At 29.4% G+C, this 21,707-nt stretch carries 18 protein-coding genes; 6 read left to right on the plus strand and 12 right to left on the minus strand.

Annotated elements, in window-relative coordinates:
- Positions 1–4: 4 nt before the first annotated feature.
- From BLT70_RS05640 to hutI, 6 genes are all read right to left on the minus strand, one after another.
- Complete coding sequence (locus BLT70_RS05640; protein ID WP_157691837.1) at positions 5–403, minus strand: hypothetical protein; 399 nt, start codon at positions 401–403, stop codon at positions 5–7.
- Between the two features lie 98 nt (positions 404–501).
- Positions 502–3,843, minus strand: coding sequence for a preprotein translocase subunit SecA (gene secA, locus BLT70_RS05645; RefSeq protein WP_091892484.1), 3,342 nt, complete (start codon positions 3,841–3,843; stop codon positions 502–504).
- A gap of 150 nt (positions 3,844–3,993) precedes the next feature.
- Positions 3,994–4,215, minus strand: a complete 222-nt coding sequence (locus BLT70_RS05650; protein ID WP_091892486.1) for a DUF2795 domain-containing protein — start codon at positions 4,213–4,215, stop codon at positions 3,994–3,996.
- A gap of 93 nt (positions 4,216–4,308) precedes the next feature.
- A complete protein-coding gene (locus tag BLT70_RS05655) occupies positions 4,309–4,881 on the minus strand; it encodes a cob(I)yrinic acid a,c-diamide adenosyltransferase (protein ID WP_091892488.1) in 573 nt (190 codons plus the stop codon).
- Positions 4,882–4,925: 44 nt separating this feature from the next.
- Positions 4,926–5,420, minus strand: a complete 495-nt coding sequence (locus tag BLT70_RS17320; protein WP_091892490.1) for a hypothetical protein — start codon at positions 5,418–5,420, stop codon at positions 4,926–4,928.
- A complete protein-coding gene (gene hutI, locus BLT70_RS05665) occupies positions 5,420–6,655 on the minus strand; it encodes an imidazolonepropionase (RefSeq protein WP_091892491.1) in 1,236 nt (411 codons plus the stop codon). The genes BLT70_RS17320 and hutI overlap by 1 nt, the downstream gene beginning before the upstream one ends.
- Positions 6,656–6,660: 5 nt before the next feature.
- On the opposite strand from hutI, the gene BLT70_RS05670 reads away from it, so the two are divergent.
- From BLT70_RS05670 to BLT70_RS05685, 4 genes are read left to right on the plus strand one after another with little or no spacing between them, the layout of a single operon-like run.
- The gene (locus tag BLT70_RS05670; protein WP_231962832.1) at positions 6,661–7,212 is read left to right on the plus strand and encodes a DinB family protein; all 552 of its coding nucleotides are present in this window, start codon (positions 6,661–6,663) and stop codon (positions 7,210–7,212) included.
- A 38-nt stretch (positions 7,213–7,250) separates the two neighbouring features.
- Positions 7,251–8,345, plus strand: a complete 1,095-nt coding sequence (locus tag BLT70_RS05675; protein ID WP_091892493.1) for a carboxylate-amine ligase — start codon at positions 7,251–7,253, stop codon at positions 8,343–8,345.
- Positions 8,346–8,357: 12 nt separating this feature from the next.
- A complete protein-coding gene (locus BLT70_RS05680; RefSeq protein ID WP_091892495.1) occupies positions 8,358–9,176 on the plus strand; it encodes a type 1 glutamine amidotransferase in 819 nt (272 codons plus the stop codon).
- A gap of 6 nt (positions 9,177–9,182) precedes the next feature.
- Positions 9,183–10,385: a hypothetical protein gene (locus BLT70_RS05685; protein WP_091892497.1), complete on the plus strand. Its 1,203-nt coding sequence runs from the start codon at positions 9,183–9,185 to the stop codon at positions 10,383–10,385.
- A gap of 272 nt (positions 10,386–10,657) precedes the next feature.
- Here the strand turns inward: BLT70_RS05685 and BLT70_RS05690 are convergent, their stop codons facing one another.
- From BLT70_RS05690 to fumC, 3 genes are all read right to left on the minus strand, one after another.
- Positions 10,658–11,707: a T9SS type A sorting domain-containing protein gene (locus BLT70_RS05690; protein ID WP_091892499.1), complete on the minus strand. Its 1,050-nt coding sequence runs from the start codon at positions 11,705–11,707 to the stop codon at positions 10,658–10,660.
- 834 nt (positions 11,708–12,541) lie between these two features.
- Positions 12,542–13,015 (minus strand): nucleoside deaminase, encoded by a 474-nt coding sequence (locus BLT70_RS05700; RefSeq protein WP_091892502.1) that lies wholly within the window; start codon positions 13,013–13,015, stop codon positions 12,542–12,544.
- A gap of 90 nt (positions 13,016–13,105) precedes the next feature.
- The gene (gene fumC / locus BLT70_RS05705) at positions 13,106–14,506 is read right to left on the minus strand and encodes a class II fumarate hydratase (RefSeq protein ID WP_091892504.1); all 1,401 of its coding nucleotides are present in this window, start codon (positions 14,504–14,506) and stop codon (positions 13,106–13,108) included.
- 228 nt (positions 14,507–14,734) lie between these two features.
- Here fumC and BLT70_RS17230 point away from each other — a divergent pair, with 228 nt between their 5' ends.
- Positions 14,735–14,908, plus strand: coding sequence for a hypothetical protein (locus BLT70_RS17230; RefSeq protein WP_036821348.1), 174 nt, complete (start codon positions 14,735–14,737; stop codon positions 14,906–14,908).
- Positions 14,909–15,054: 146 nt separating this feature from the next.
- Here BLT70_RS17230 and BLT70_RS05710 read toward each other — a convergent pair whose 3' ends face one another.
- The 3 genes from BLT70_RS05710 to prfB form a co-directional block, all read right to left on the minus strand.
- Positions 15,055–17,517 carry a TonB-dependent receptor gene (locus BLT70_RS05710; protein ID WP_231962834.1) on the minus strand — a complete coding sequence of 821 codons (2,463 nt, stop codon included), beginning with the start codon at positions 17,515–17,517 and terminating at the stop codon, positions 15,055–15,057.
- A 97-nt stretch (positions 17,518–17,614) separates the two neighbouring features.
- Positions 17,615–17,995 carry an arsenate reductase (glutaredoxin) gene (gene arsC / locus BLT70_RS05715; protein WP_091892506.1) on the minus strand — a complete coding sequence of 127 codons (381 nt, stop codon included), beginning with the start codon at positions 17,993–17,995 and terminating at the stop codon, positions 17,615–17,617.
- A gap of 83 nt (positions 17,996–18,078) precedes the next feature.
- Entirely contained in the window at positions 18,079–19,179 is a 1,101-nt protein-coding gene (prfB, locus tag BLT70_RS05720) for a peptide chain release factor 2 (protein WP_091892508.1), read from the minus strand.
- Positions 19,180–19,265: 86 nt separating this feature from the next.
- On the opposite strand from prfB, the gene BLT70_RS05725 reads away from it, so the two are divergent.
- Entirely contained in the window at positions 19,266–21,686 is a 2,421-nt protein-coding gene (locus tag BLT70_RS05725; RefSeq protein WP_091892510.1) for a zinc-dependent metalloprotease, read from the plus strand.
- Positions 21,687–21,707: the final 21 nt, after the last annotated feature.

The following is a 21,707-nucleotide window of genomic DNA, read 5'->3' on the forward strand; positions in this document are numbered from 1 at the left end:
TTGTTTAATAGATTTCATATTTCAGTTGTAATTTAGCAACTTCAGTTTCAAATTTAAATTGAATTTTAGACATTGCTAATTGATGTTCTCCTTGTGTTTCTGCAATTTCTATTTCGTATTTACTATTAACCTTAGAGACTTCTTTATTGTATTTATTATGGTATAACATAATTTTCAAATTACTAGAACCATATTTTTCTTCTAATTCGCTTAATTCTGTTTTAGCTTTATATGATAGTTTGTTTATTTTCTGTGTGGTAAGATAGTTTAAACTATCTGTTTTTGTTTTAACTAAATATTCTAAAGTAGTATACTCTTTTTTAAATTTCAACATTTTTTTTGATTGAGAATAACCAAAAGAAGAAATCAATAATAAACAGATAATTAGGGAAAATTTTTTCATAGCAGGAAATTTAAAGATGCTACTAAAATACAAAAATCTGTTTAGAAAATGTCTAAACAGATTTTTTTTACTTTTTTCTTATTAAAAGTGGATGCTTTTTAGTTATTCACCAAAACCCATTCTCCTTTTTCAATTAAAGGAATAGCTTGTTTAAATTTAACCTCTTTTTGCTCGCCACTCATTACATTTTTAATGGTAACTTTTTCATTTCTACCAATTTTTGGTTGATCTCTTACAATTGTTTCAACAGGTTCTTGTGGTTGCTTTTTAGAGTTTTGAATAGCTTGTTCTGTAGAGTTTTGAACATCAGCTTTGCTGGTATTTAAACGCTCTCTTTTTTGACTTCTAGCTTCAGAAATTTGATCTCTATTTTGTTCTGGTAATTCACCTTTAAACAAGAATGATAAAACCTCTTTATTAATTTCATCAACTGTTTTCTTAAACAATTCAAAAGCTTCAAATTTGTAAACCAATAAAGGATCTTTTTGCTCATAAGATGCATTTTGTACAGAATGTTTTAATTCATCCATTTGACGTAAATGATCTTTCCAGTTTTCATCAATAATTGCTAAAGTAATGTTCTTTTCAAAATCTGTAACTAAGCTTTTTCCTTCACTTTCATAAGCCTCTTTTAAGTTGGTGACTACTTGTAAAGATTTCGTTCCGTCTGTAAAAGGAACTACAATTCTTTCATATCTATCGCCTTCATTTTCAAAAACATCTTTAATTACAGGGAAAGCTAAAACTGCATTTCTTTCAATTTTACTCTTGTAATGTGCACTTACAACATCATATAATTTATCAGTTAATTCTTTTTCTGATAATTTCTCAAATTCTTCTTTTGTAAAAGGAGAAGTTGTAGAAGAAAAACGAATCAATTCAAATTCAAAATTTTGAAAATCTTTTACAGGTTTATTACTGTTGATGATAGATTCGCAGGTATCATAAATCATGTTTGCAATATCTACTTGTAAACGTTTTCCGTCTAAAGCATTACGTCTTCTTTTGTAAACAAAAGAACGTTGTGCGTTCATGATATCATCATATTCTAACAAACGTTTACGAATACCAAAGTTGTTTTCTTCAACTTTCTTTTGTGCTCTTTCAATAGATTTGGTAATCATAGAATGCTGAATTACTTCACCTTCTTTTAAGCCCATTCTATCCATCATTTTGGCAATTCTGTCAGAACCAAATAAACGCATTAAATTATCATCTAAAGCTACATAAAACTGAGTAGAACCAACATCACCTTGTCTTCCTGCACGTCCTCTTAACTGTCTATCTACACGTCTAGAATCATGTCTTTCTGTACCAATAATTGCTAAACCACCAGCTTTTTTAACTTCATCTGTAAGCTTAATATCTGTTCCACGACCAGCCATGTTTGTTGCAATCGTTACAATACCAGGTTTACCAGCTTCTGCAACAACATCTGCTTCACGTTTATGTAATTTTGCATTTAAAATATTATGTGGAATTTTACGCATTTGTAACATTCTACCCAATAATTCTGATATTTCTACAGAAGTTGTACCAACCAAAACGGGTCTGTTTTGCTCAACTAATTTTACAATATCTTCAATAACTGCGTTGTATTTTTCACGTGCAGTTTTGTAAACTAAATCTTCTTTATCATCTCTTTGAATTGGTTTATTTGTAGGAATTTCTACAACATCTAATTTGTAAATTTCCCATAATTCACCAGCTTCTGTAACAGCAGTTCCTGTCATTCCAGAAAGTTTTCTGTACATTCTAAAGTAATTCTGTAAAGTTACCGTTGCAAAAGTTTGAGTTGCGTCTTCAATTTTTACATTTTCTTTCGCTTCAATTGCTTGGTGTAATCCATCAGAATAACGACGACCATCCATGATACGTCCCGTTTGTTCATCAACAATCATTACTTTATTATCCATTACAACATACTCAACATCTTTTTCAAAAACAGTATATGCTTTTAAAAGTTGATTCATTGTATGAATACGCTCACTTTTGATGCTAAAATCTTTGTATAATTCTTCTTTTTGAGCTGCTTTTTCTTCTGATGTTGTATCAGCAGTATCAATTTGACCAATTTTTACACCAATATCTGGTAAAACAAAGAAGTTATCATTTTCTGTTTTTTCTGATAGAAGAGCAATTCCTTTATCAGTTAAATCAATTTGATTATTTTTTTCTTCAACAACAAATAACAAATCTTCATCAATTTCTGGCATCAACTTATTGTTGTCTGCCATGTAATAATTTTCTGTTTTTTGTAAAATTTGTTTGTTACCTTCTTGTGATAAAAATTTAATTAAGGCTTTATTTTTAGGTAAACCTCTGTAAACTCTTAACAATAGAAAACCTCCATCTTTTGTATTTCCGTCTGCAATTAATTTTTTAGCTTCTGCTAAAACACCAATTAAGTGTTTGCTTTGTAAGGCAACTAAATCTGCAACTAAAGGTTTTAAATCGTTAAATTCATGTCTGTCTCCTTGCGGAACAGGACCAGAAATAATTAACGGAGTTCTAGCATCATCAATTAAAACAGAATCTACTTCATCAATAATTGCATAGTTTGGCGGTCTTTGTACTAAATCGTCTTTAGAACTTGCCATATTATCACGTAAATAATCAAAACCGAATTCGTTATTTGTTCCGTAAGTAATGTCTGCATTGTATGCTTTTCTACGAGCATCAGAATTTGGTTGATGATAATCAATACAATCTGTAGAAAGGCCGTGAAACTCAAAAATTGGTCCCATCCAAGCTTTATCACGTTTTGCTAAATAATCATTTACAGTAACAAGGTGAACTCCATTTCCTGTTAAAGCATTTAAATAAACGGGTAAAGTAGAAACCAATGTTTTTCCTTCACCAGTCATCATTTCTGCAATTTTACCTTGGTGTAAAACAGAACCACCAATTAATTGCACATCATAAGGAACCATGTCCCAAGTAACAGGTTTACCTGCTGCATCCCAAGAATTTGCCCAAAAAGCTTTGTCGCCTTCTAAAGTAACATTATCTCTTTCTGCAGATAATTCTCTATCAAAAGGAGTTGCAGTAACTTCAATTTCTTCATTTTCTTTAAAACGTTTTTCAGTTTCCTTAATTACAGCAAATGCTTCTGGCATAATTTGTAATAAGGTTTCTTCAGAAACTTTATAAGCTTCGTCTTTTAACGTATCAATTTCAGAATAAATATCTTCTTGTCTGTCAATATCAGCATTTTTAGCTTCATCTTCTAAAGTGGTTATTTTAGAATCAAATTCTTTAGTTGCAGCTTTAATTTTATCTTTAAATTCTTGCGTTTTTGCCCTTAATTCGTCGTGAGAAAGTTTAGAAATTTCTGTTTCAAACTTTCTTACTGCTTCAACTATTGGTTGTAAAATTTTTAAATCTTTTTGTTGTTTGTCACCCACAAAAAGTTTTATAACTGAATCTAAAATGCTCATTGTATTATTTGGTTTATAAGCTAAAATATAGCTTTATTATTTTACTGTATATCAAGTTTTTAAAAACTCGAAAAAAAATATTTTATTCTAGTCAAAAAGAAAACAAAAAAAAAGCCTCTTTAGAGACTTTTTATATTTTTATTATTTTATTTAGTATTCATCCTCGTTCCAAAGATAATCATCTTCTGTAGGATAATCTGGCCAAATTTCAACAATTGAATCGTATGCATCACCTTCATCTTCCATATCTTGTAGGTTTTCTACTACTTCTAACGGCGATCCAGTTCTAATTGCGTAATCTATTAACTCGTCTTTGGTTGCTGGCCAAGGTGCATCTGCTAAATAAGATGCTAATTCTAATGTCCAATACATTTCTTAATTGTTTAATTTTGTGCAAAAATAATTTTTTTACTCAATTACGCAAGTCTTTTTTAAGAAATATAACATAATAAAAAAAGAACTTCACTATTTTTTTTCGGGAATCCACTTAATTTCCTCTACTAGTAGGTCTTTAGACAACTTTCGTGCCAACACAAAAAGAAAGTCAGAAAGTCTGTTTAAATATTTTAAAATGTCAATATTTAAAGTTTCTTGGTCATTTAGCTCTACAGATAAACGTTCTGCGCGTCTACAAACACATCTTGCAATGTGACAAAATGACACAGCTTGATGTCCTCCAGGTAAAATAAAATGAGTCATTTGAGGAAGTTCTGTTTCCATTTTATCAATTTCATTTTCCAAAAAAAGAATAGAATTTTCATCAACTTTAGGAATATTTAATCTCTCTTTTCCGTTTTTTAATGTTTCTTTTTCTGGCGGAGTTGCCAACATACTTCCTAATGTGAATAATTCATTCTGAATTATCAACAAAGTTTCTTTAATAGCACTGTTAATTTCTTGGTCTTTTATTAAGCCAACATAAGAATTTAATTCATCTACAGTACCATAACTTTCTATGCGTAAATTATATTTTTTTACTCTTGTGCCACCAAATAATGCTGTAGTTCCTGCATCGCCGGTTTTTGTATATATTTTCATTTAAATGAGTTTCAAAGTTCGTGAATAAGCAAAGTTACAAAGTTTTAAACTCTTATATTAAAATGTTCTTTAACTTGTTCTTTTCTAAAGAAAATTAATCCAAAATAATATAAATCAATGCTTACTGTTGCTTTTTTATTTTTGATGATTTTTCGCCATTTTAGAGTTGTTTCTTTTTGCTGATAAATTCCGTGAACAACAATAATATGTTTTGAGTTTAAAGTATTTAATTCTGATATTTTTATTTTACCTATTAAATTGATAAATAGTATTTTAAAGTTATTATCAGAATTAGAACTAAAAGTTTTAAAATCAGAATAAATTTCATCAATTTTAAAATAGGAAACAATTTTTGAGAATACTTTTTTTTCTTTTTTAGAAAGCTTTTTAAGTGCTGAATATTCTTTAAAATCAAGTACTTTATTTTCTTTTTTATACAATCCTTTGGTAACAAAATCATACACAAAAGGAGAGTGAACTCCATGCTGATTTGTAGCTCTTAAAAGAAATTTAAGGCGTGAAATAGTTTTATAAAACATTAAAATTTGTTTCCGTTAATATATACTTCATCAATTAAATTTGACCCAAAACTGTAAGGAATAAATCCGTAGGAAGGTATTTCTTTGGTGATGAAAAAGTTTGCTAATTTTCCTTTTGTAATACTTCCAACTTTGTTGGATAGATTCATGGCAAAAGCGCTGTTTATTGTTGCAGCATTAATTGCTTCTTCTGGTGTCATTTTCATTTTTATACAAGCAGTTGCAACAACAAAATTCATGTTTCCAGATGGCGTTGAACCAGGATTGTAATCAGTTGCCAAAGCCAAAGGTAAATTTGCATCTATAATTTTTCTTGCTGGCGTAAACGGAATTCCCAAGAAAAAAGAACAGGAGGGAAGGGCAACAGGCATTGTTTCTGATGCTTTTAATTGCGCTAAATCATCATCAGATAAAACCTCTAAATGATCTACAGATAAAGCGTTGTGTTTTGTGGAAATTGCAATTCCGCCAATACTATTAAATTGATTTACATGCACTTTAGAAATTAAATTATATTTTTTTGCCGCTGATAAAATTCGATCTGTATCATCCACAGAAAAATAACCAACTTCACAAAAAACATCTACAAAATCGGCTAAATTTTCTGATGAAATTTTTGGCAACATTTCATCAATAATTAAATTGATATATCCTTCTTTATTATGTTTAAATTCAGTTGGAATTGCGTGAGCTCCTAAAAAAGTTGCTTTGATAGGAATGTTGTAATTTTCTTTGAGTTTTTTAATTACGCGTAACATTTTAAGTTCTGAATCCAAAGTTAATCCGTAACCAGATTTTATCTCAATAGCACCAGTTCCTAAAGCAATTACTTCGTTTAATCTTTTTGCAGATTGTTGGTATAACTCTTCTTCTGAAGTTGCTTGTAATTTTTTAGCTGAATTTAAAATTCCACCGCCTTTATTCGCAATTTCTTCATAAGATAAACCTTTAATTCTGTCTACAAATTCTTGTTCTCTGTTGCCAGCAAAAACAATATGTGTATGTGAATCACACCAAGTTGGTAAAATCATTTTACCAGCACAATCGATGATTTCATCCGCAGAAAAATTGGGAATTTCATCCATCAAACCAAAATCTTTAATTATATTGTTTTCTATCAATAAAAAAGCATTTTTTAAAGTAGGTAAAATGTTCATTTTTGTACCTGAAACTTTTTGTACAGAAGCTTCTCTAACTTGAATTAATTCTTTTATATTAGTGAATAATTTTGTCATAAAAAATGATTAAATTAATGGTAACAAACATACATAAATCTATTGAAATGATTCCAGAAAACGAGTACGCATCTTATTACAAACAATACATTCAACTTATTGAAAATAATAATAAATCTATTATTGAAAACTTAATTGATTCTCAAAAAGAATTTGATGCTGTGTTAAGAAATGTTCCATCAAAAAAACAAAATTTTGCATACGCAGAAGGTAAATGGACATTAAAAGAATTGATACAACATATTATTGATACTGAGCGTGTTTTTAATTACCGAGCGTTGTGTTTTGCTAGAAACGACCAAACTTCTTTGCCAGGTTTTGATCAAGATTTATTTGCAAATAATTGCAATGCTAACACAAGAGATTACGAGGATTTATTAGATGAAATGTCCGTTTTAAGAAAAAGTACTATTTTGCTTTTTAAAAGTTTTTCTGATGAAGTTTTTTTAAGAATTGGTGTTGGTTCTGGAAACAAAATGTCTGTTAGAGCCTTAGGATATTTATATTCTGGGCATCAAATTCATCACTTAAATATTATAAAAGAGCGTTATTTGTAAGTTTTTTTAAAAACTACTTTTTTCATGAACAATTACGTATGAAATTTACATTAGGTATAGAAGAAGAATATCAAGTAATAGACCCAGTTACTAGAGAATTAATTTCTCATGATCAGCAAATTGTAATTAATGCATCTCAGGTTTTAAATGACCAAGTTAAGGCAGAGATGCACGAAGCTGTTGTGGAAGTTGGTACAAATATTTGTTATGATATTAAGGATGCTCGTGAGCAAATTACGCATTTACGTAAATCGATTTCTACGTTTGCTAATGATTTAGGTTTTAAAATAGGAGCCGCAGGTACGCATCCTTTTTCTAAATGGGAAACACAGTTAATTACGCCAAATCCACGTTATGATGAAATTATAACCGAATTACAAGATGCAGCCAGATCTAATTTAATTTTTGGTTTGCATGTTCATGTGGGAATTGAAGATAAAAATATGGCAATGCATATTGTAAATGCCATGCGTTATTTTTTACCACATTTATATGCGTTGTCTACAAATTCACCTTTTTGGGAAGGTAGAAATACAGGTTTTAAATCGTATAGATCTAAAGTTTTTGATAAGTTTCCACGAACAGGAATTCCGGGTGTTTTTGATAATTACACCCAATATGAAAACTATGTAAATCTTTTGATGAAGACAAAATGTATAGATAATCCTAAAAAAATATGGTGGGATATTCGAATACATCCTGTTTTTCCAACAATTGAAGTTAGAATTTGTGATGTGCCATTGACTATCGATGAAACTGTTTGTATTGCTGCATTAATACAAGCTTTAGCGGCTAAATTATATAAATTAAGAACTCAAAATTTAAACTTTATGATTTATCATAGAGCGCTTATTAATGAAAATAAATGGCGAGCAGGACGTTATGGGATTGACGGAAAAATGATAGATTTTGGTTTAGAAAAAGAAATGGAGACAAAATTTTTAATGCGAGAAGTTGTAGAATTTGTTGATGATGTTTTAGATGAATTAGGTTCAAGAAAAGAAGTAGAATACGTTTTTGAAATATTAAAAAACGGAACAGGAGCAGACAGGCAACTTAAAGTTTTTGAAGAAACGAAAGACTTAAAAAAAGTAGTAGATTTTATTACAGAACGAACTATTTTAGGTTTATAATTTTTTGATTAAATGAAAAGAGAAAAATTAAAATTAGCCATTTTAGATATGAATAACGACGAGCCAAATCAAGGTTTGCGTTGCATTAAAGAAATTGCTGATTTTTTTAGTAGCGAAGTAGATATTACAGTTTTTAATGTTAGAGCGAAGCAAGAAATCCCAGATATTTCTTTTGATATTTATATTTCAAGTGGTGGTCCAGGAAGTCCTTTAGAAGAAGAAAATTGGAGAAAACCATATTTATATTTAATGCAGCAACTTTGGGATCATAATATTAAAAGTTTGGGTTCTAAAAAACATGTATTTTTTATTTGCTATTCTTTTCAAGTGATGTGTAATTATTTTGGATTGGGAGAAATAAAATTGAGAAAAAGTACTTCATTTGGAGCTTTACCAATTCATAAAACTAAAAAAGGATTGAAAGACCCAATTTTAGACGGATTAAACGATCCGTTTTATGCTGTAGATTCTAGAGATTGGCAATTGATTCAACCAAATTTAAAAGTTTTTAAAGAACGAGGAGCATCAATTTTGAGTTTAGAAAAAATAAGAACTCATATAAAATTAGAGCGCGCAATTATGGCTGTTCGTTTTTCTGATGAATTTATTGGTACACAATTTCATCCAGAAGCAGATCCAATAAGTATGAAAGTTTATTTTTCTTTAGAAGAAACAAAACAGAAAATAATTAAAAATTTTGGTGAAACAAAATATAATCAATTAATGGATACAATTGATGATCCTGATAAAATAATTATGACCTATAATACTGTTTTACCAAAATTTATAACTACAGCAATTCGTAATATTAAACAACCCATACATTCTTGATTTTAGATGATCGATAAAAATAGAAGTCTTTATAATGAACAGTTTACCGAAGAAAAATATCAAAATTTTCTTCAAGAAATAACTAACGAATTTAAATGTGTTCCTAAATTTAGAGTATCAGAAACGCCTGTTTTTATTCCTAAAGATTTAAAGGTTAAATTAATTGATGCTTGCACAGAAATTATGGCTGTAATCAATCAACCTAATTTTAAAGAATTAACAAATGGTGCTTTTTTTGACAAGAATACTATTGTGCCAAATGAGGATGACAATGCAAAATTTTTACAATTAGATTTCGGAATTTGTAAAGATGAAAACGGGAATTTAGTGCCTAAGTTAATTGAATTACAGGGTTTTCCTTCTATTTATTTTTTTCAAGAATTGTTAGGTAGAAAGTATCGTAAACATTTTAAAAATGCAATTCCAGAAAATTATTCTCAGTTTGTAAACGGAATCACAAACCAAGAAAATCTAGAATTACTACGACAAGAAATTGTTGGAGATACAAATGCAAAGCAAGTAATTTTATTAGAAATTGAACCTGAAAAACAAGCTACAGCAATTGATTTTTATGCAACTGCAGCAAAATTAGACATTAAAGTTTTATGTATTTCTAAGCTGATTAAAAAAGGAAAAGCACTTTTTTATTTGGATGATGAAGGCAAAGAAATTAAAATTTTAAAAATTTACAATAGAATTATTTTTGATGAATTATTTCAAAGAGATGATTTAAAAAGAGAGTTTAATTTTTTAGATGAAGTTGATATCGAATGGATTGGTCATCCGAATTGGTTTTACAGAATTAGCAAATACACAATGCCTTTATTAAAAGGAGAATTTGTGCCAAAATCGTATTATTTAAATGCTTTAAAAACAATACCTGAAGATCTAGAAAACTATGTTTTAAAACCATTGTATTCTTTTGCAGGCGCAGGAGTTCAGATTCATGTAACTCGTAAAATGATTGATGAAATTACAAATACATCAAACTATTTATTGCAAGAAAAAGTTGTGTACGCTCCAATTATAAAAACCATGGATGAACCTGCAAAATGTGAAATTAGAATGATGATGTTGCATAATTCTAAAACTAACAAAACAGAAATCGTAAATAATTTAATACGATTAACCAAAGGAGAAATGGTTGGTGTTAAATACAATAAAGACAAAACTTGGGTAGGAGCAAGTACTGGTTTTTATGAGAATTAAACCTGTTTGTATAAATATCACAGTTTTTAGATTTTTTATAAAAAAAACTGACTTTTTAGGTCAGTATTTTGTTGATTTAATAGTAGGTTTTTTTATTGATTTTCACAAGATAGCTAGAAAACTAAAACATCATTAGCTAACTTTGTTCTATAAGCTTTGCTGCGTTGATTAAACAGTGAATTTACTAAATAAAACACGAATGCTGAAATTCCGAAGGAATTTCCAAAGTGAGCTATAACTAGCAATAAAGTTTACACGTTAGCAAACGTTTTTTATTCTTTTATAAATCTAATTGAACTTCCATTTTCAAGTTTCAAGAAATAAATTCCACCTATTAGATTTTTAACATCAATTTTTTGGTTTTCATAAATACTTCCTTTTTTTATTTCTGCTCCTAAAATATTATAAATTTTGTAATTTTCTATTTTAGTTAACCCTGAAATTTGAAGAAAATTATTTGTTGGGTTAGGCGATGCTTTTAGATTATTAAATAAAGAAAAATTATCTATGGAGAGTGTGGCTAAATCAATTTTCGATATTTTATTACCAGTAAATTCATTAATATACATTTCATTTCCATTAATTATTAAACCAGTAGGTCCAATTAATTCATTTACAATTTCTTTTATTGTTGGATTGCTTTCTGTAATGCTAATTCTAGAAATCTTATTTCCATTAAATTCTGCAATATATAAGTCATTTTCGTTGAGTGCTAATCCTGTTGGTGAACTCAATTCTGTTATAACATCAATAGCTGTTGGAGAACTATCTGTAATGTTAATTTTAGAAATTTTGTGATCTCCAGAATTAGCAATATATAAGTCATTTCCATTAAGTATCATTCCTTGTGGTCTATTTAAATCTGTTATAATATCAATGGCTGTTGGAGAGCTGTCAGTAATATCAATTTTAGAAATTTTACCTCCACCAAGTTCTGCAATATATAAATCATTTCCATTTAGTAATATTTGTACAGGTCGGTTTAATTCAGTTACAACATCTATAGCTGTAGATGAATTATTGGTAATGTCAATTTTAGAAATTTTATTTCCATTAAGTTCTGCAATATATAGGTAATTTCCAATAAGAATTATTCCCGATGGTCCATTTAAGTTTGTCACTACGTCGACGGCAACTGGCGAACTATTTGTAATATTAATTTTAGAAATTTTATTTCCGTCAAATTCAGCAATATATAGGTTGTCTCCGTCTATTTCTATAGCATTAGGGCTTGATAATTGTGTTATTACATCGATAGTTTGTGCAATGAGATTAATGTTGGTCAATAAAAATAATGTTGTTAAAAAGTAAATTTTTTTCATAGTTTTGGGTTTAATGTTTGCTAGCGTGTTTGTTTATGGAAAGTTGCGGTTTTGTGTGCGAGGATTTTCCGTAGGAAAATCAGACGTAACAAAAAAGCAACCATCTTTATTTAAGTACTAATTTAGCGATTTTTTATAAATGGTGTTGCCTCAAATAGCTGTTTTTTTATATTCATAATTTTGTATTTTTAATTTTTCCAGTTTTTCAAAATTCAACTTTTGAGTGATTTTTCCACCAAGTTTTTAATTCAGAGTTTGTGTAAATTCCGCGATTTAGATTTTTCGCACTTTACTCAATTCCGCAAACTTGCTCAATTCAGATTTTGAGTAAGAATTCCATAATTTTATTTTTCGAAGTTTGAGTAGATTTTAAAAAGTCTAAACATTTTTAATGATTAGATATGCTCCCAAGATTATTGAAAATAAACAGTACATCCAATAATTATCAAGAGTCCTTATTTCATTTATTACATTTTCAGAATTAGAATCTAATTTTTTTCTTTCAGTAATTTTTAAGAAAAGTTTAATTCCTAATACAAACAAAATAAAACCTATTATAACCAGATAATTTGTGATAATATAATCTAATAATAAATTTAAACCGTCTATAAAATAATCGTAATATCTCACTATTTTTTCAAATTTTATTTTTCAGAGTTTGATGGAGTACAGTTTTTGGCAACGTTATACTGAAATGATGTCGTTTTAATGAATTACATCACAAGTTAGCCAAGTTAGCATTTTTCAATAAATATTTCTATTAAAAAAAGCAAACATTAAAAACCCTTTTTTTTAAGCAAAAAAAAACCTCACTTTTGTGAGGTTTCAATTAATTTAGTATTCAATTTTGTCTTGTTTTTCAGACCATTTTATAAAAGGTTCTAAAGCAATTTCTCTACCAATTTGTTCGAAAGGAATACTTCTTTTTTCGTAAGGCAACGGAATTTCGTTATAAATAAATTCGTCGTCAAAACCAATATCAGCAGCATCTTTTTGATTGCTTCCATAATACACTTTGTCTGGTCTTGCCCAGTAAATTGCGCCTAAACACATTGGGCAAGGCTCGCAAGAAGTGTAAATGATACAACCATCTAACTGAAAAGATTCTAAATTTTTACAAGCATCTCTAATTGCAGTAACTTCTGCGTGTGCAGTTGGGTCGTTTGTAGAAGTAACTTTGTTATTTCCGCTACCAATAATTTTTCCGTCTTTTACAACAATACAACCAAAAGGTCCGCCTTCATTATTACTCATTCCTTTTAAAGCTGCTTTTACAGCCTCACTCATAAATTCTTCGTGATTATTCATCTTCATTTTCTATTAGGGTGATTACTTCTTTTAGCTAAAAAAAGCTGCATAATGTATGCAGCTTTTTAGATTCTGTAAAAATAATGTTTTTTATTTTAACGCTCCAATCATTTCTTCTGGTTTTACCCATTCGTCATATTGTTCTGGCGTTACATAGCCTAAACGTACCGCTTCTTCTTTTAAAGTTGTTCCGTTTGCGTGTGCAGTATTTGCAATTTCTGCAGCTTTATAATATCCTATTTTAGTATTTAATGCAGTAACTAACATTAAAGAATTGTTTACTAATTCTGTAATTCTTGCATGATTAGGTTCTATACCTGCAGCACAATTTACATCAAAAGATTTACAAACATCGCCAATTAATTGCGCAGATTGTAAAACGTTTGAAGCCATTACTGGTTTAAAAACATTTAATTCGTAATGACCTTGAGCACCACCAATAGTAACAGCAACATCATTACCAATAACTTGTGCAGCAACCATTGTCATTGCTTCACATTGTGTAGGATTTACTTTACCTGGCATAATAGAAGAACCTGGCTCGTTTGCAGGAATTATGATTTCTCCAATTCCAGATCTTGGTCCAGAAGCCATCATTCTAATATCGTTTGCAATTTTATTTAAAGAAACTGCAATTTGTTTTAAAGCGCCATGCGTTTCTACTAATGCATCGTGTGCAGCTAAAGCTTCAAATTTATTTTCTGCAGTAACAAAAGGTAAACCTGTAAATTGTGCAATATATTTAGCAACTAAAACATCATAACCTGCTGGTGTATTCATACCAGTACCAACTGCGGTTCCACCCAAAGCTAATTGAGATAAGTGCTCTAAAGTGTTGTTTAATGCTTTTAAACCGAAGTTTAATTGTGCAACATAACCAGAAAATTCTTGACCAAGTGTAAGTGGCGTAGCATCCATTAAATGCGTTCTACCAATTTTTACAACATCTTTAAATGCTTCTGATTTTGCTTTTAATGTATCTCTTAATTGTGTAATACCAGGAATTGTAGTTTCTACAATTTTTTTGTAAGCAGCAATGTGCATTCCTGTAGGAAATGTATCATTAGATGATTGCGATTTATTTACATCATCATTTGGTTGAATTACTTTTTCGCCTTCACCAATAATTTTACCAGCAAGTTCTTGTGCTCTGTTTGCAATTACTTCGTTTGCATTCATGTTAGATTGCGTACCAGAACCCGTTTGCCAAATTACTAAAGGAAATTGATCATCTAATTTACCTTCTAAAATTTCATCACAAACTTGTGCAATTAAATCTCTTTTTTCTGATGTTAAAACACCCAATTCGCAATTTGTATATGCTGCAGCTTTTTTAAGGTACGCAAAACCGTAAATTATTTCTATTGGCATAGAAGATTCAGGACCTATTTTAAAGTTGTTTCTTGAGCGTTCTGTTTGTGCGCCCCAGTATTTGTCAGCAGGTACGTTTACTTGCCCCATTGTGTCTTTTTCAATTCTGTATTTTGTCATTTTGATTGTAATTTTATACAAACAAATTTACGAAAATAAAGGCGAACATATAAATAACTAAAGTGATATTTGCACTATAAATTATAACTTTTTTTATGTTTTAAAAGTGCAAAAAATGTTAATATTTCTATAATTTGAGTAGGGTAAATGAAAAATAAATAAATTTGATAGTAAAATTTAAAAATAAATATTATTTTTGCGATTATAATTATTTACAAATACTTACAAATGTTAGATTTTTCAGAATTTTCAGGATTAGTTTTATTCATGTTTATTTTTACAGCTGGTTTTTGGTTGTTAATTTTCTTATTAACATTTGTGGTTCCTTATTGGATAGGTGGTACAATTTGGGAAAATATGAAACTAAAAAAAGAAGCTAGAAAAGCTGCTGAAGGAAAGTAGTTTTTAAACAAAATATATAAAAAAATGCTCGCAATTTGCGAGCATTTTTTTTGGAATTGAATGAGTGCGTTAGGGATTGCAGTGGAAATCCTTTTGTGATAACAAAAGATTGCAGCGTAAAGCCCGTTAAAACGCCCAAATTATTCCTAGAATTCATCTCCGCCACCTTCTTCTCTTTCGCCAGAACCTCTTTTTTCTGGAGCTTTCTTTTGATTAAACCTGTAAGAAAAGTTTAAAGATACTTGACGTACTCTTCTTTGAAAAGTTTGATCTGTAATATTTGTAGGATTTTCTCTACTTGGCGCATACCCAGTAACATTATATTTTCTTGAGTTAAAAAGGTCGCTAACATTTAAAACTAAGGTTCCTTTGTCATTTAATATTTCTTTACTAAAAGCTAAATTTACAGAAAGAATGCCATCTACATCGCTTTGTGCTTCATTTCTAGCGCCTCTGTAAAAGATTCCTGTTTGCGATTGAATATCCCAAGGAAGTGTAATTTTTGCATCAAAACGTGTAAACCAAGAATTGTTTTTAGCATCAAAATTTTGAATAATATTTGTTACATCATTTGTAATTGGATCTGTTACATTATAAGTATAATCTCCGTTTGTTTCAAATTGAAAAAAGTTAAAACTACCAGATAGTTTTACTTTATTACTAGCATTATAGTTGGCTGTAAACTCAAAACCAGCTCTGTCTTCTGATGCTAAATTAATTGGTTGTCTTACTAAAACGTTTGTTTCCTTACCGTTAATAATTCTAATTTCTTGGCTATTTACTCGTTCTATATCGTTTGTAGAATGTTGATAATAAATAGAAGAATTTAAGGTTAATTTACCCCATCTATTTAAATATCCTAAATCGAAAGAGTTTGTATAAGTTGGATCTAAATCTACATTTCCTTTAAAAATAACAGTTTCACTTTCTCTGCTTTCAAAAGGATTTAAATAATAAGATCTTGGTCTTCTTAACCTTCTGCTATAACCTAAAGTAAAACTTTGATCTTCTGTCATTTCATAACCGAAGTTTACCGTTGGAAAAAAGTTTGTATAATTTTTAGTGTAGCTTTCACTTGTATTCACCAAATTGATATCAATGTTTGTCATTTCTGCTCTTACACCTAATAAATATGAAAATTTATTTATTTTACTTCCAAATTGTGTATAAAAAGCGTTTACATTTTGTTTGAATTCTAAATTATTAGAAGGATCATATCTTGGATCTAAATTTGGTGCATTTACTAAATAATCTGATGTTAAGTCTTCAAAACTTCCTCGATAACCAAGTTCAAATTGCGAATTTTCTCCAATTGGTAAAACATAATCTGCTTGTAATAAGTTGTCTAGAGAAAGTTCGTCTGTAGTATTTGTTTCTGGATAAACATCTGTTATTATTGCAGATTGATTTTCTTTATTTGTACTGTGTTGTAAATCAACTGTTAATTTATGGCCTTTATCATTAAAGTTATTTGTATAATTTAAAGAAAATTGAAGTGTTTTATCTATTTCTGATTCATTTTGAATACGAGTAGAGTTGTTTAAATTATTTCCTAAAACATCAAAAGAACTAATGTTATTTGTAGATATATCTCTACCATCAGAATCTCTTACAAAAATAGTACCTGTAACAGAACTTTTTTTGTTTAAAAAATACTCTAAACCAATGTTTGCGTTAAAGCTTTTTCTATTGTTGTTATTATCTCTATTTTCTATTCTTGTACTATCGATAACGGCATCTTTTAAATAAGTAATATTAGAGTTGTAAACTCCTGGACTTGTATTATCGCTATAACCAAAATTTGAAAACAAATTTATTTTTTCTGATCTTAAATTTAAATTTACAGAAGTTTGGTAGTTTTTTGGGTCACCAACAGTAGCACTTACAGAACCATTAAAGCCAGTTGCATTTCCTTTTCTTAAAATAATATTTAAGATTCCTGCAGTTCCTTCAGAATCATATCTTGCAGATGGCGAAGTAATAACTTCAATTCTTTCAATAGCATCAGAAGGCAACTGTTTTAAAGCATCTGCGCCACTTAAACCAACTAAAGCAGAGGGTTTACCATCAATTAAAATACGAACATTTTCGCTTCCACGTAAGCTTATTGCTCCTTCGGCATCCACATCAACAGAAGGCACATTATTTAAAACATCAGCAGCATTACCACCTTTTACGGTCATGTCTTTACCAACATTATATATTTTTTTGTCTAAACGAATATCTACAGAAGATTTTTCTGCAATAACTACAATTTCATCTAAACTGCTTTCGTCTTCTTCTAATTTTATAATTCCGTAGTTTTTATTTTCGGTAATTTCTTGTGCTAGATTTCTTTTTGTTTTAAAGGATATATATTCAATACTAATATCATAAGTTCCTTTTGGGGTTTGTACAGAAAAACTTCCTTTTTCATCTGTAATTCCACCTGTAACTTTTTCTGTTTGTAAGTTTTTTAAAACGATGGTTGCGTATTCTAAAGGTTGATTTGTTTTTGCATCTATAACTGTACCTTTTAAAGTAACTGTATTAGGTTTTATTGGTTTTTGTGAAAACAACAAAGTTGCCGAAAATAAGCAACAAAAAAGAAGCGTAATTTTTTTTATCAAAACGAGTTGGTTTTATTTAAATTTAAGACAACAAATTTCCCTCTAAGTTTAATCTAACTTAGTTAAAGAAAAGTTAAAGAAATATGATAAAATAAACTTAAATAATCGTTAAGATATTTTCTGATGGTCTACCAATAACTGCTTTGTTATTATTGATGATAATTGGGCGCTCAATTAACTTTGGGTTTTGAATCATAGCCAAAATAATTTCTTTGTCTGATAACTCTTTTCCTTTATAATTCTCTTTCCAGATTTTTTCGTTTTTTCTAACTAAATCAATAGGAGAGATGTTTAATAATTTAATAATTTCTGTCAATTCTTTTTCTGACGGAATTGCATCTAAATATTTAATAATTTTAAATTCTTTTCCAGAATTTTCTAAAACTTCAACACCTTGTCTAGATTTAGAACAACGTGGATTGTGGTATATTTGAAGCCCCCTTTCCCCCAAAGGGGAGAACTTTTCTGTTTTGTCCATTTTATTTTTTTTAATTTTACCCTAGTTAATATATGTTATTCATAATGCTTTGTCTATGAGAGTGTTTCTTTCCTTTGGGAAGATTAAGATGGGCTTTTCTTCTGCCCATTTAGCATTAAATATGCTTTTAAAAACGGATTTATATTTCCATCCATAACAGCATCTACATTTCCTGTTTCGTGTGCAGTTCTTACATCTTTTACCAATTTATAAGGATGCATTACATAATTTCTTATTTGACTTCCCCATTCGTTTTTTAACTTATTTGCCTCAATATCATCTCTTGCAGCTTGTTGTTTTTGTAACTCAATTTCATACAATTGAGACTTTAACATTTTCATTGCAGTTGCTCTATTATCGTGTTGAGAACGTGAATTTGAACATTGAATTTGAATTCCTGTTGGTTTGTGCGTTAATTGAACTTTTGTTTCAACTTTATTCACATTCTGACCTCCAGCACCACTAGAACGCGCAGTAACAATTTCTATATCTGCAGGATTTACATCAATCTCTATAGAATCATCTGCAACAGGAAAAACATACACAGAACCAAATGTTGTATGACGTTTTGCATTAGAATCAAAAGGCGAAATTCTTACCAATCTATGAACGCCATTTTCTCCTTTTAACCATCCAAAAGCATAATCGCCTTCAATTTCTACAGTAACTGTTTTAATTCCAACTGTATCTCCTGCTTGATAATTGAGCGTTTTTAATTTAAAACCTTGTTTTTCTGCCCACATTGTGTACATTCTAAACAACATTTCTACCCAATCGCAACTTTCTGTTCCTCCTGCGCCAGCAGTAATTTGAATGGTTGCAGATAAAGAATCACCTTCATCAGACAACATGTTTTTAAATTCTATATCTTCTAAAAAAGTACTTACTTTTTCAAATTGTTCTTCAATTTCTGCTTCATCAACTTCACCTTCTTTGTAGAATTCATACAAAACATTTACATCTTCATTTAATGTAATTGCTTTTCTATAATCTTCTACCCATTTTTTCTTAAAACGGAGTTCCTTCATTAAAACTTCTGCAGCTTTTGGGTCGTTCCAAAAATCAGGATTCACCGTTTTTTCTTCGTCATTAGCAATTTCTATGAGTTTTTTATCAATCTCTAAATAAGATTTTAGTTTCTCAATTCTTGTAGCAATATCTTTAAGTTGGTCTTGTGTAATCATAAGTTGTACAAAAATAAATGAATTTTTAGGATTTCAAGTTTTTAAAGCTGATAGTTATTTTATAGTTTTATAAAAAATATGTAAACATGAAAAATAAGCTACTTTTTTTACTATTTATTACGATTTCTTTTAACGGATTTTCTCAATTTTTTACTGAAAAAACAGGAAAAAATTTACAAAAAGGAATTTCAAAATATGAAGGGTATTTTACTTTTTATTATGATGATATTTCTGATAAAATATTTCTTCAAATTGAAAATTTAGATGCGGATTTTCTATATGTAAATTCATTATCCGAAGGAATTGGATCTAACGATATTGGTTTAGATCGAGGTCAATTAGGAGACGGAGTAGTAGTTCATTTTAAAAAGGCGGGGAATAAGATTTTATTAATTCAGCCAAATCAAGATTATAGAGCAATTACCAAAAATAGTGAAGAAATAAAATCTGTAAAAGAAGCATTTGCTAAATCGGTTTTACACGGTTTTGTTATCAAGCAAGAAAAAAAAGGAATGTATTTAGTAGATGCAACCGATTTTTTTATGAGAGATGCGCATGGAGTTGCATCAAAATTAGCAAGAAATAATCAAGGAAATTATAGCTTAGATAAAAGCAAATCTGCCTTTAATATTGAAAGAACAAAAGCGTTTCCTAAAAATGTTGAGTTTGATATTATGCTAACTTTTAAAGGTTCGCCAAAAGGATATAATATAAGAAGTGTAACTCCAAATGCTAGTTTGGTTACAGTTCATCAGCATCATTCATTTGTAGAATTGCCAGATAATAAATACAAACCCAGAAAATTTGATACGCGTTCTGGAAGTTACGGAATGTCTTATTTAGATTATGCAACGCCTGTAAACGAGTCAATTACAAAACGCTTTATTTACAGACATCGCTTGGAAAAGAAAAATCCAAATGAAGCAATTTCTGAAGCAAAAGAACCAATTATTTATTATTTAGATAGAGGAACTCCAGAACCAATTCGCTCTGCATTATTAGATGGTGGTCGTTGGTGGAATCAAGCTTTTGAAGCAATTGGTTACAAAGACGCTTTTCAAATGAAGTTATTGCCAGAAGGTGCAGATCCGTTAGATATTCGTTATAATATGGTACAATGGGTACATAGATCTACAAGAGGTTGGAGTTATGGCGGAAGTATTTCTGATCCAAGAACTGGCGAAATTATAAAAGGTCATGTTAGTTTAGGAAGTTTAAGAATTCGTCAAGATTTCTTAATTGCTCAAGCTTTGCAAGCACCTTATAAAAATAATGCTACGGATGATGATTTTGCTTTACAAATGGCTTTGGCAAGAATTAGACAATTATCGGCGCACGAAATTGGACACACTTTAGGATTTGCGCATAATTTTGCTGCAAGTACTGTAAATAGAAGTTCTGTGATGGATTATCCACATCCAAAGTTTACCTTAAAAGATGATAAAATTGATTTTTCTGATGCGTATGACACAAAAATTGGAGCTTGGGATAAAGTGATTGTTGCCTATTCTTATCAGGAATTTAAAGATGCTGAAAATGAGGATGAACAATTGAATAAAATTTTGATAAATGCCTATGAAAGTGGCTTAAAATATTTGTCAGATGCTGATGCAAGATCTCAAGGAAGTGCAAGTATTTCTGCTCATTTATGGGATAATGGAAACAATATTTATGATGAATTAAACAATCTATTAAAAATCAGAAAAATAGCAATTGATAACTTTTCTACGGATAATATCAAATCAAATGAACCTTATTCTGTGTTGGAAGATGTATTTGTTCCGTTGTACTTTTTACATCGTTTTCAAACAGAAGCTGCTGTGAAAATTATTGGCGGTTTAGAATATAGTTATGCTGTAAAAGGCGGAAATCAAACAGTTGTAAAAAGAGTTTCTGGCGCAATAGAAAGAAAGGCTTTAGAAGCAGTTTTAAAAACAATTAATGTTGATGAAATTGCAATTCCGAAAGAAAAATTAGCACTTTTTCCACCAAGAGCTTTTGGTTATGGTAGAACTCGTGAATCTTTTAAAAGTGAGTTAGGAGTAGAGTTTGATGCGTTTTCTGCCGTTGAAACAGCAAGTGAAATGACTTTAGGTTTATTATTAAATTCGCAAAGAGCATCAAGATTAATAGCGCATAAAAGTTTAGATAAAACTCAATTAGGTTTAGAAGAATTAATAGATGAATTAATTTTAAAATCCATCAGAAAAAGTTATAAAGATTCATATTATCAAGAGTTGCAAAATGTTATAAATAATCAAGTTTTACAGCAATTATTTGATTTGGCTAGTAATCAAAATCAATATAAACAAGTTAATGCAATTGTGTTTTTTAAATTGGATGAAATAAAATCAATTATTCAAAATAAAAAATCTAAAGGAACACAGAAAATATATAATATTACAATGCTTAAAAAGATTGAAGATTTTATTAAAAATCCTACATCTTTCAAAAAAACAGAAGCACTAAAAATTCCAGATGGTTCTCCAATTGGTAATGATTACTAGATGCAAATTATACGAATTACT

The sequence above is a fragment of the Polaribacter sp. KT25b genome, assembly GCF_900105145.1.
GTDB lineage: Bacteria > Bacteroidota > Bacteroidia > Flavobacteriales > Flavobacteriaceae > Polaribacter.

Coding starts and splice junctions, on each gene's coding strand:
- BLT70_RS17230 (WP_036821348.1), top strand. CDS start 14,735: ATGTTAGATTTTTCAGAATTTTCAGGATTAGTTTTATTCATGTTTATT.
- BLT70_RS05690 (WP_091892499.1), bottom strand. CDS start 11,707: ATGAAAAAAATTTACTTTTTAACAACATTATTTTTATTGACCAACATT.
- BLT70_RS05650 (WP_091892486.1), bottom strand. CDS start 4,215: ATGTATTGGACATTAGAATTAGCATCTTATTTAGCAGATGCACCTTGG.
- BLT70_RS05680 (WP_091892495.1), top strand. CDS start 8,358: ATGAAAAGAGAAAAATTAAAATTAGCCATTTTAGATATGAATAACGAC.
- arsC (WP_091892506.1), bottom strand. CDS start 17,995: ATGGACAAAACAGAAAAGTTCTCCCCTTTGGGGGAAAGGGGGCTTCAA.
- fumC (WP_091892504.1), bottom strand. CDS start 14,506: ATGACAAAATACAGAATTGAAAAAGACACAATGGGGCAAGTAAACGTA.
- secA (WP_091892484.1), bottom strand. CDS start 3,843: ATGAGCATTTTAGATTCAGTTATAAAACTTTTTGTGGGTGACAAACAA.
- prfB (WP_091892508.1), bottom strand. CDS start 19,179: ATGATTACACAAGACCAACTTAAAGATATTGCTACAAGAATTGAGAAA.
- BLT70_RS05685 (WP_091892497.1), top strand. CDS start 9,183: ATGATCGATAAAAATAGAAGTCTTTATAATGAACAGTTTACCGAAGAA.
- BLT70_RS05640 (WP_157691837.1), bottom strand. CDS start 403: ATGAAAAAATTTTCCCTAATTATCTGTTTATTATTGATTTCTTCTTTT.
- BLT70_RS17320 (WP_091892490.1), bottom strand. CDS start 5,420: ATGTTTTATAAAACTATTTCACGCCTTAAATTTCTTTTAAGAGCTACA.
- BLT70_RS05675 (WP_091892493.1), top strand. CDS start 7,251: ATGAAATTTACATTAGGTATAGAAGAAGAATATCAAGTAATAGACCCA.
- BLT70_RS05725 (WP_091892510.1), top strand. CDS start 19,266: ATGAAAAATAAGCTACTTTTTTTACTATTTATTACGATTTCTTTTAAC.
- BLT70_RS05700 (WP_091892502.1), bottom strand. CDS start 13,015: ATGAATAATCACGAAGAATTTATGAGTGAGGCTGTAAAAGCAGCTTTA.
- BLT70_RS05670 (WP_231962832.1), top strand. CDS start 6,661: ATGATTAAATTAATGGTAACAAACATACATAAATCTATTGAAATGATT.
- BLT70_RS05655 (WP_091892488.1), bottom strand. CDS start 4,881: ATGAAAATATATACAAAAACCGGCGATGCAGGAACTACAGCATTATTT.
- hutI (WP_091892491.1), bottom strand. CDS start 6,655: ATGACAAAATTATTCACTAATATAAAAGAATTAATTCAAGTTAGAGAA.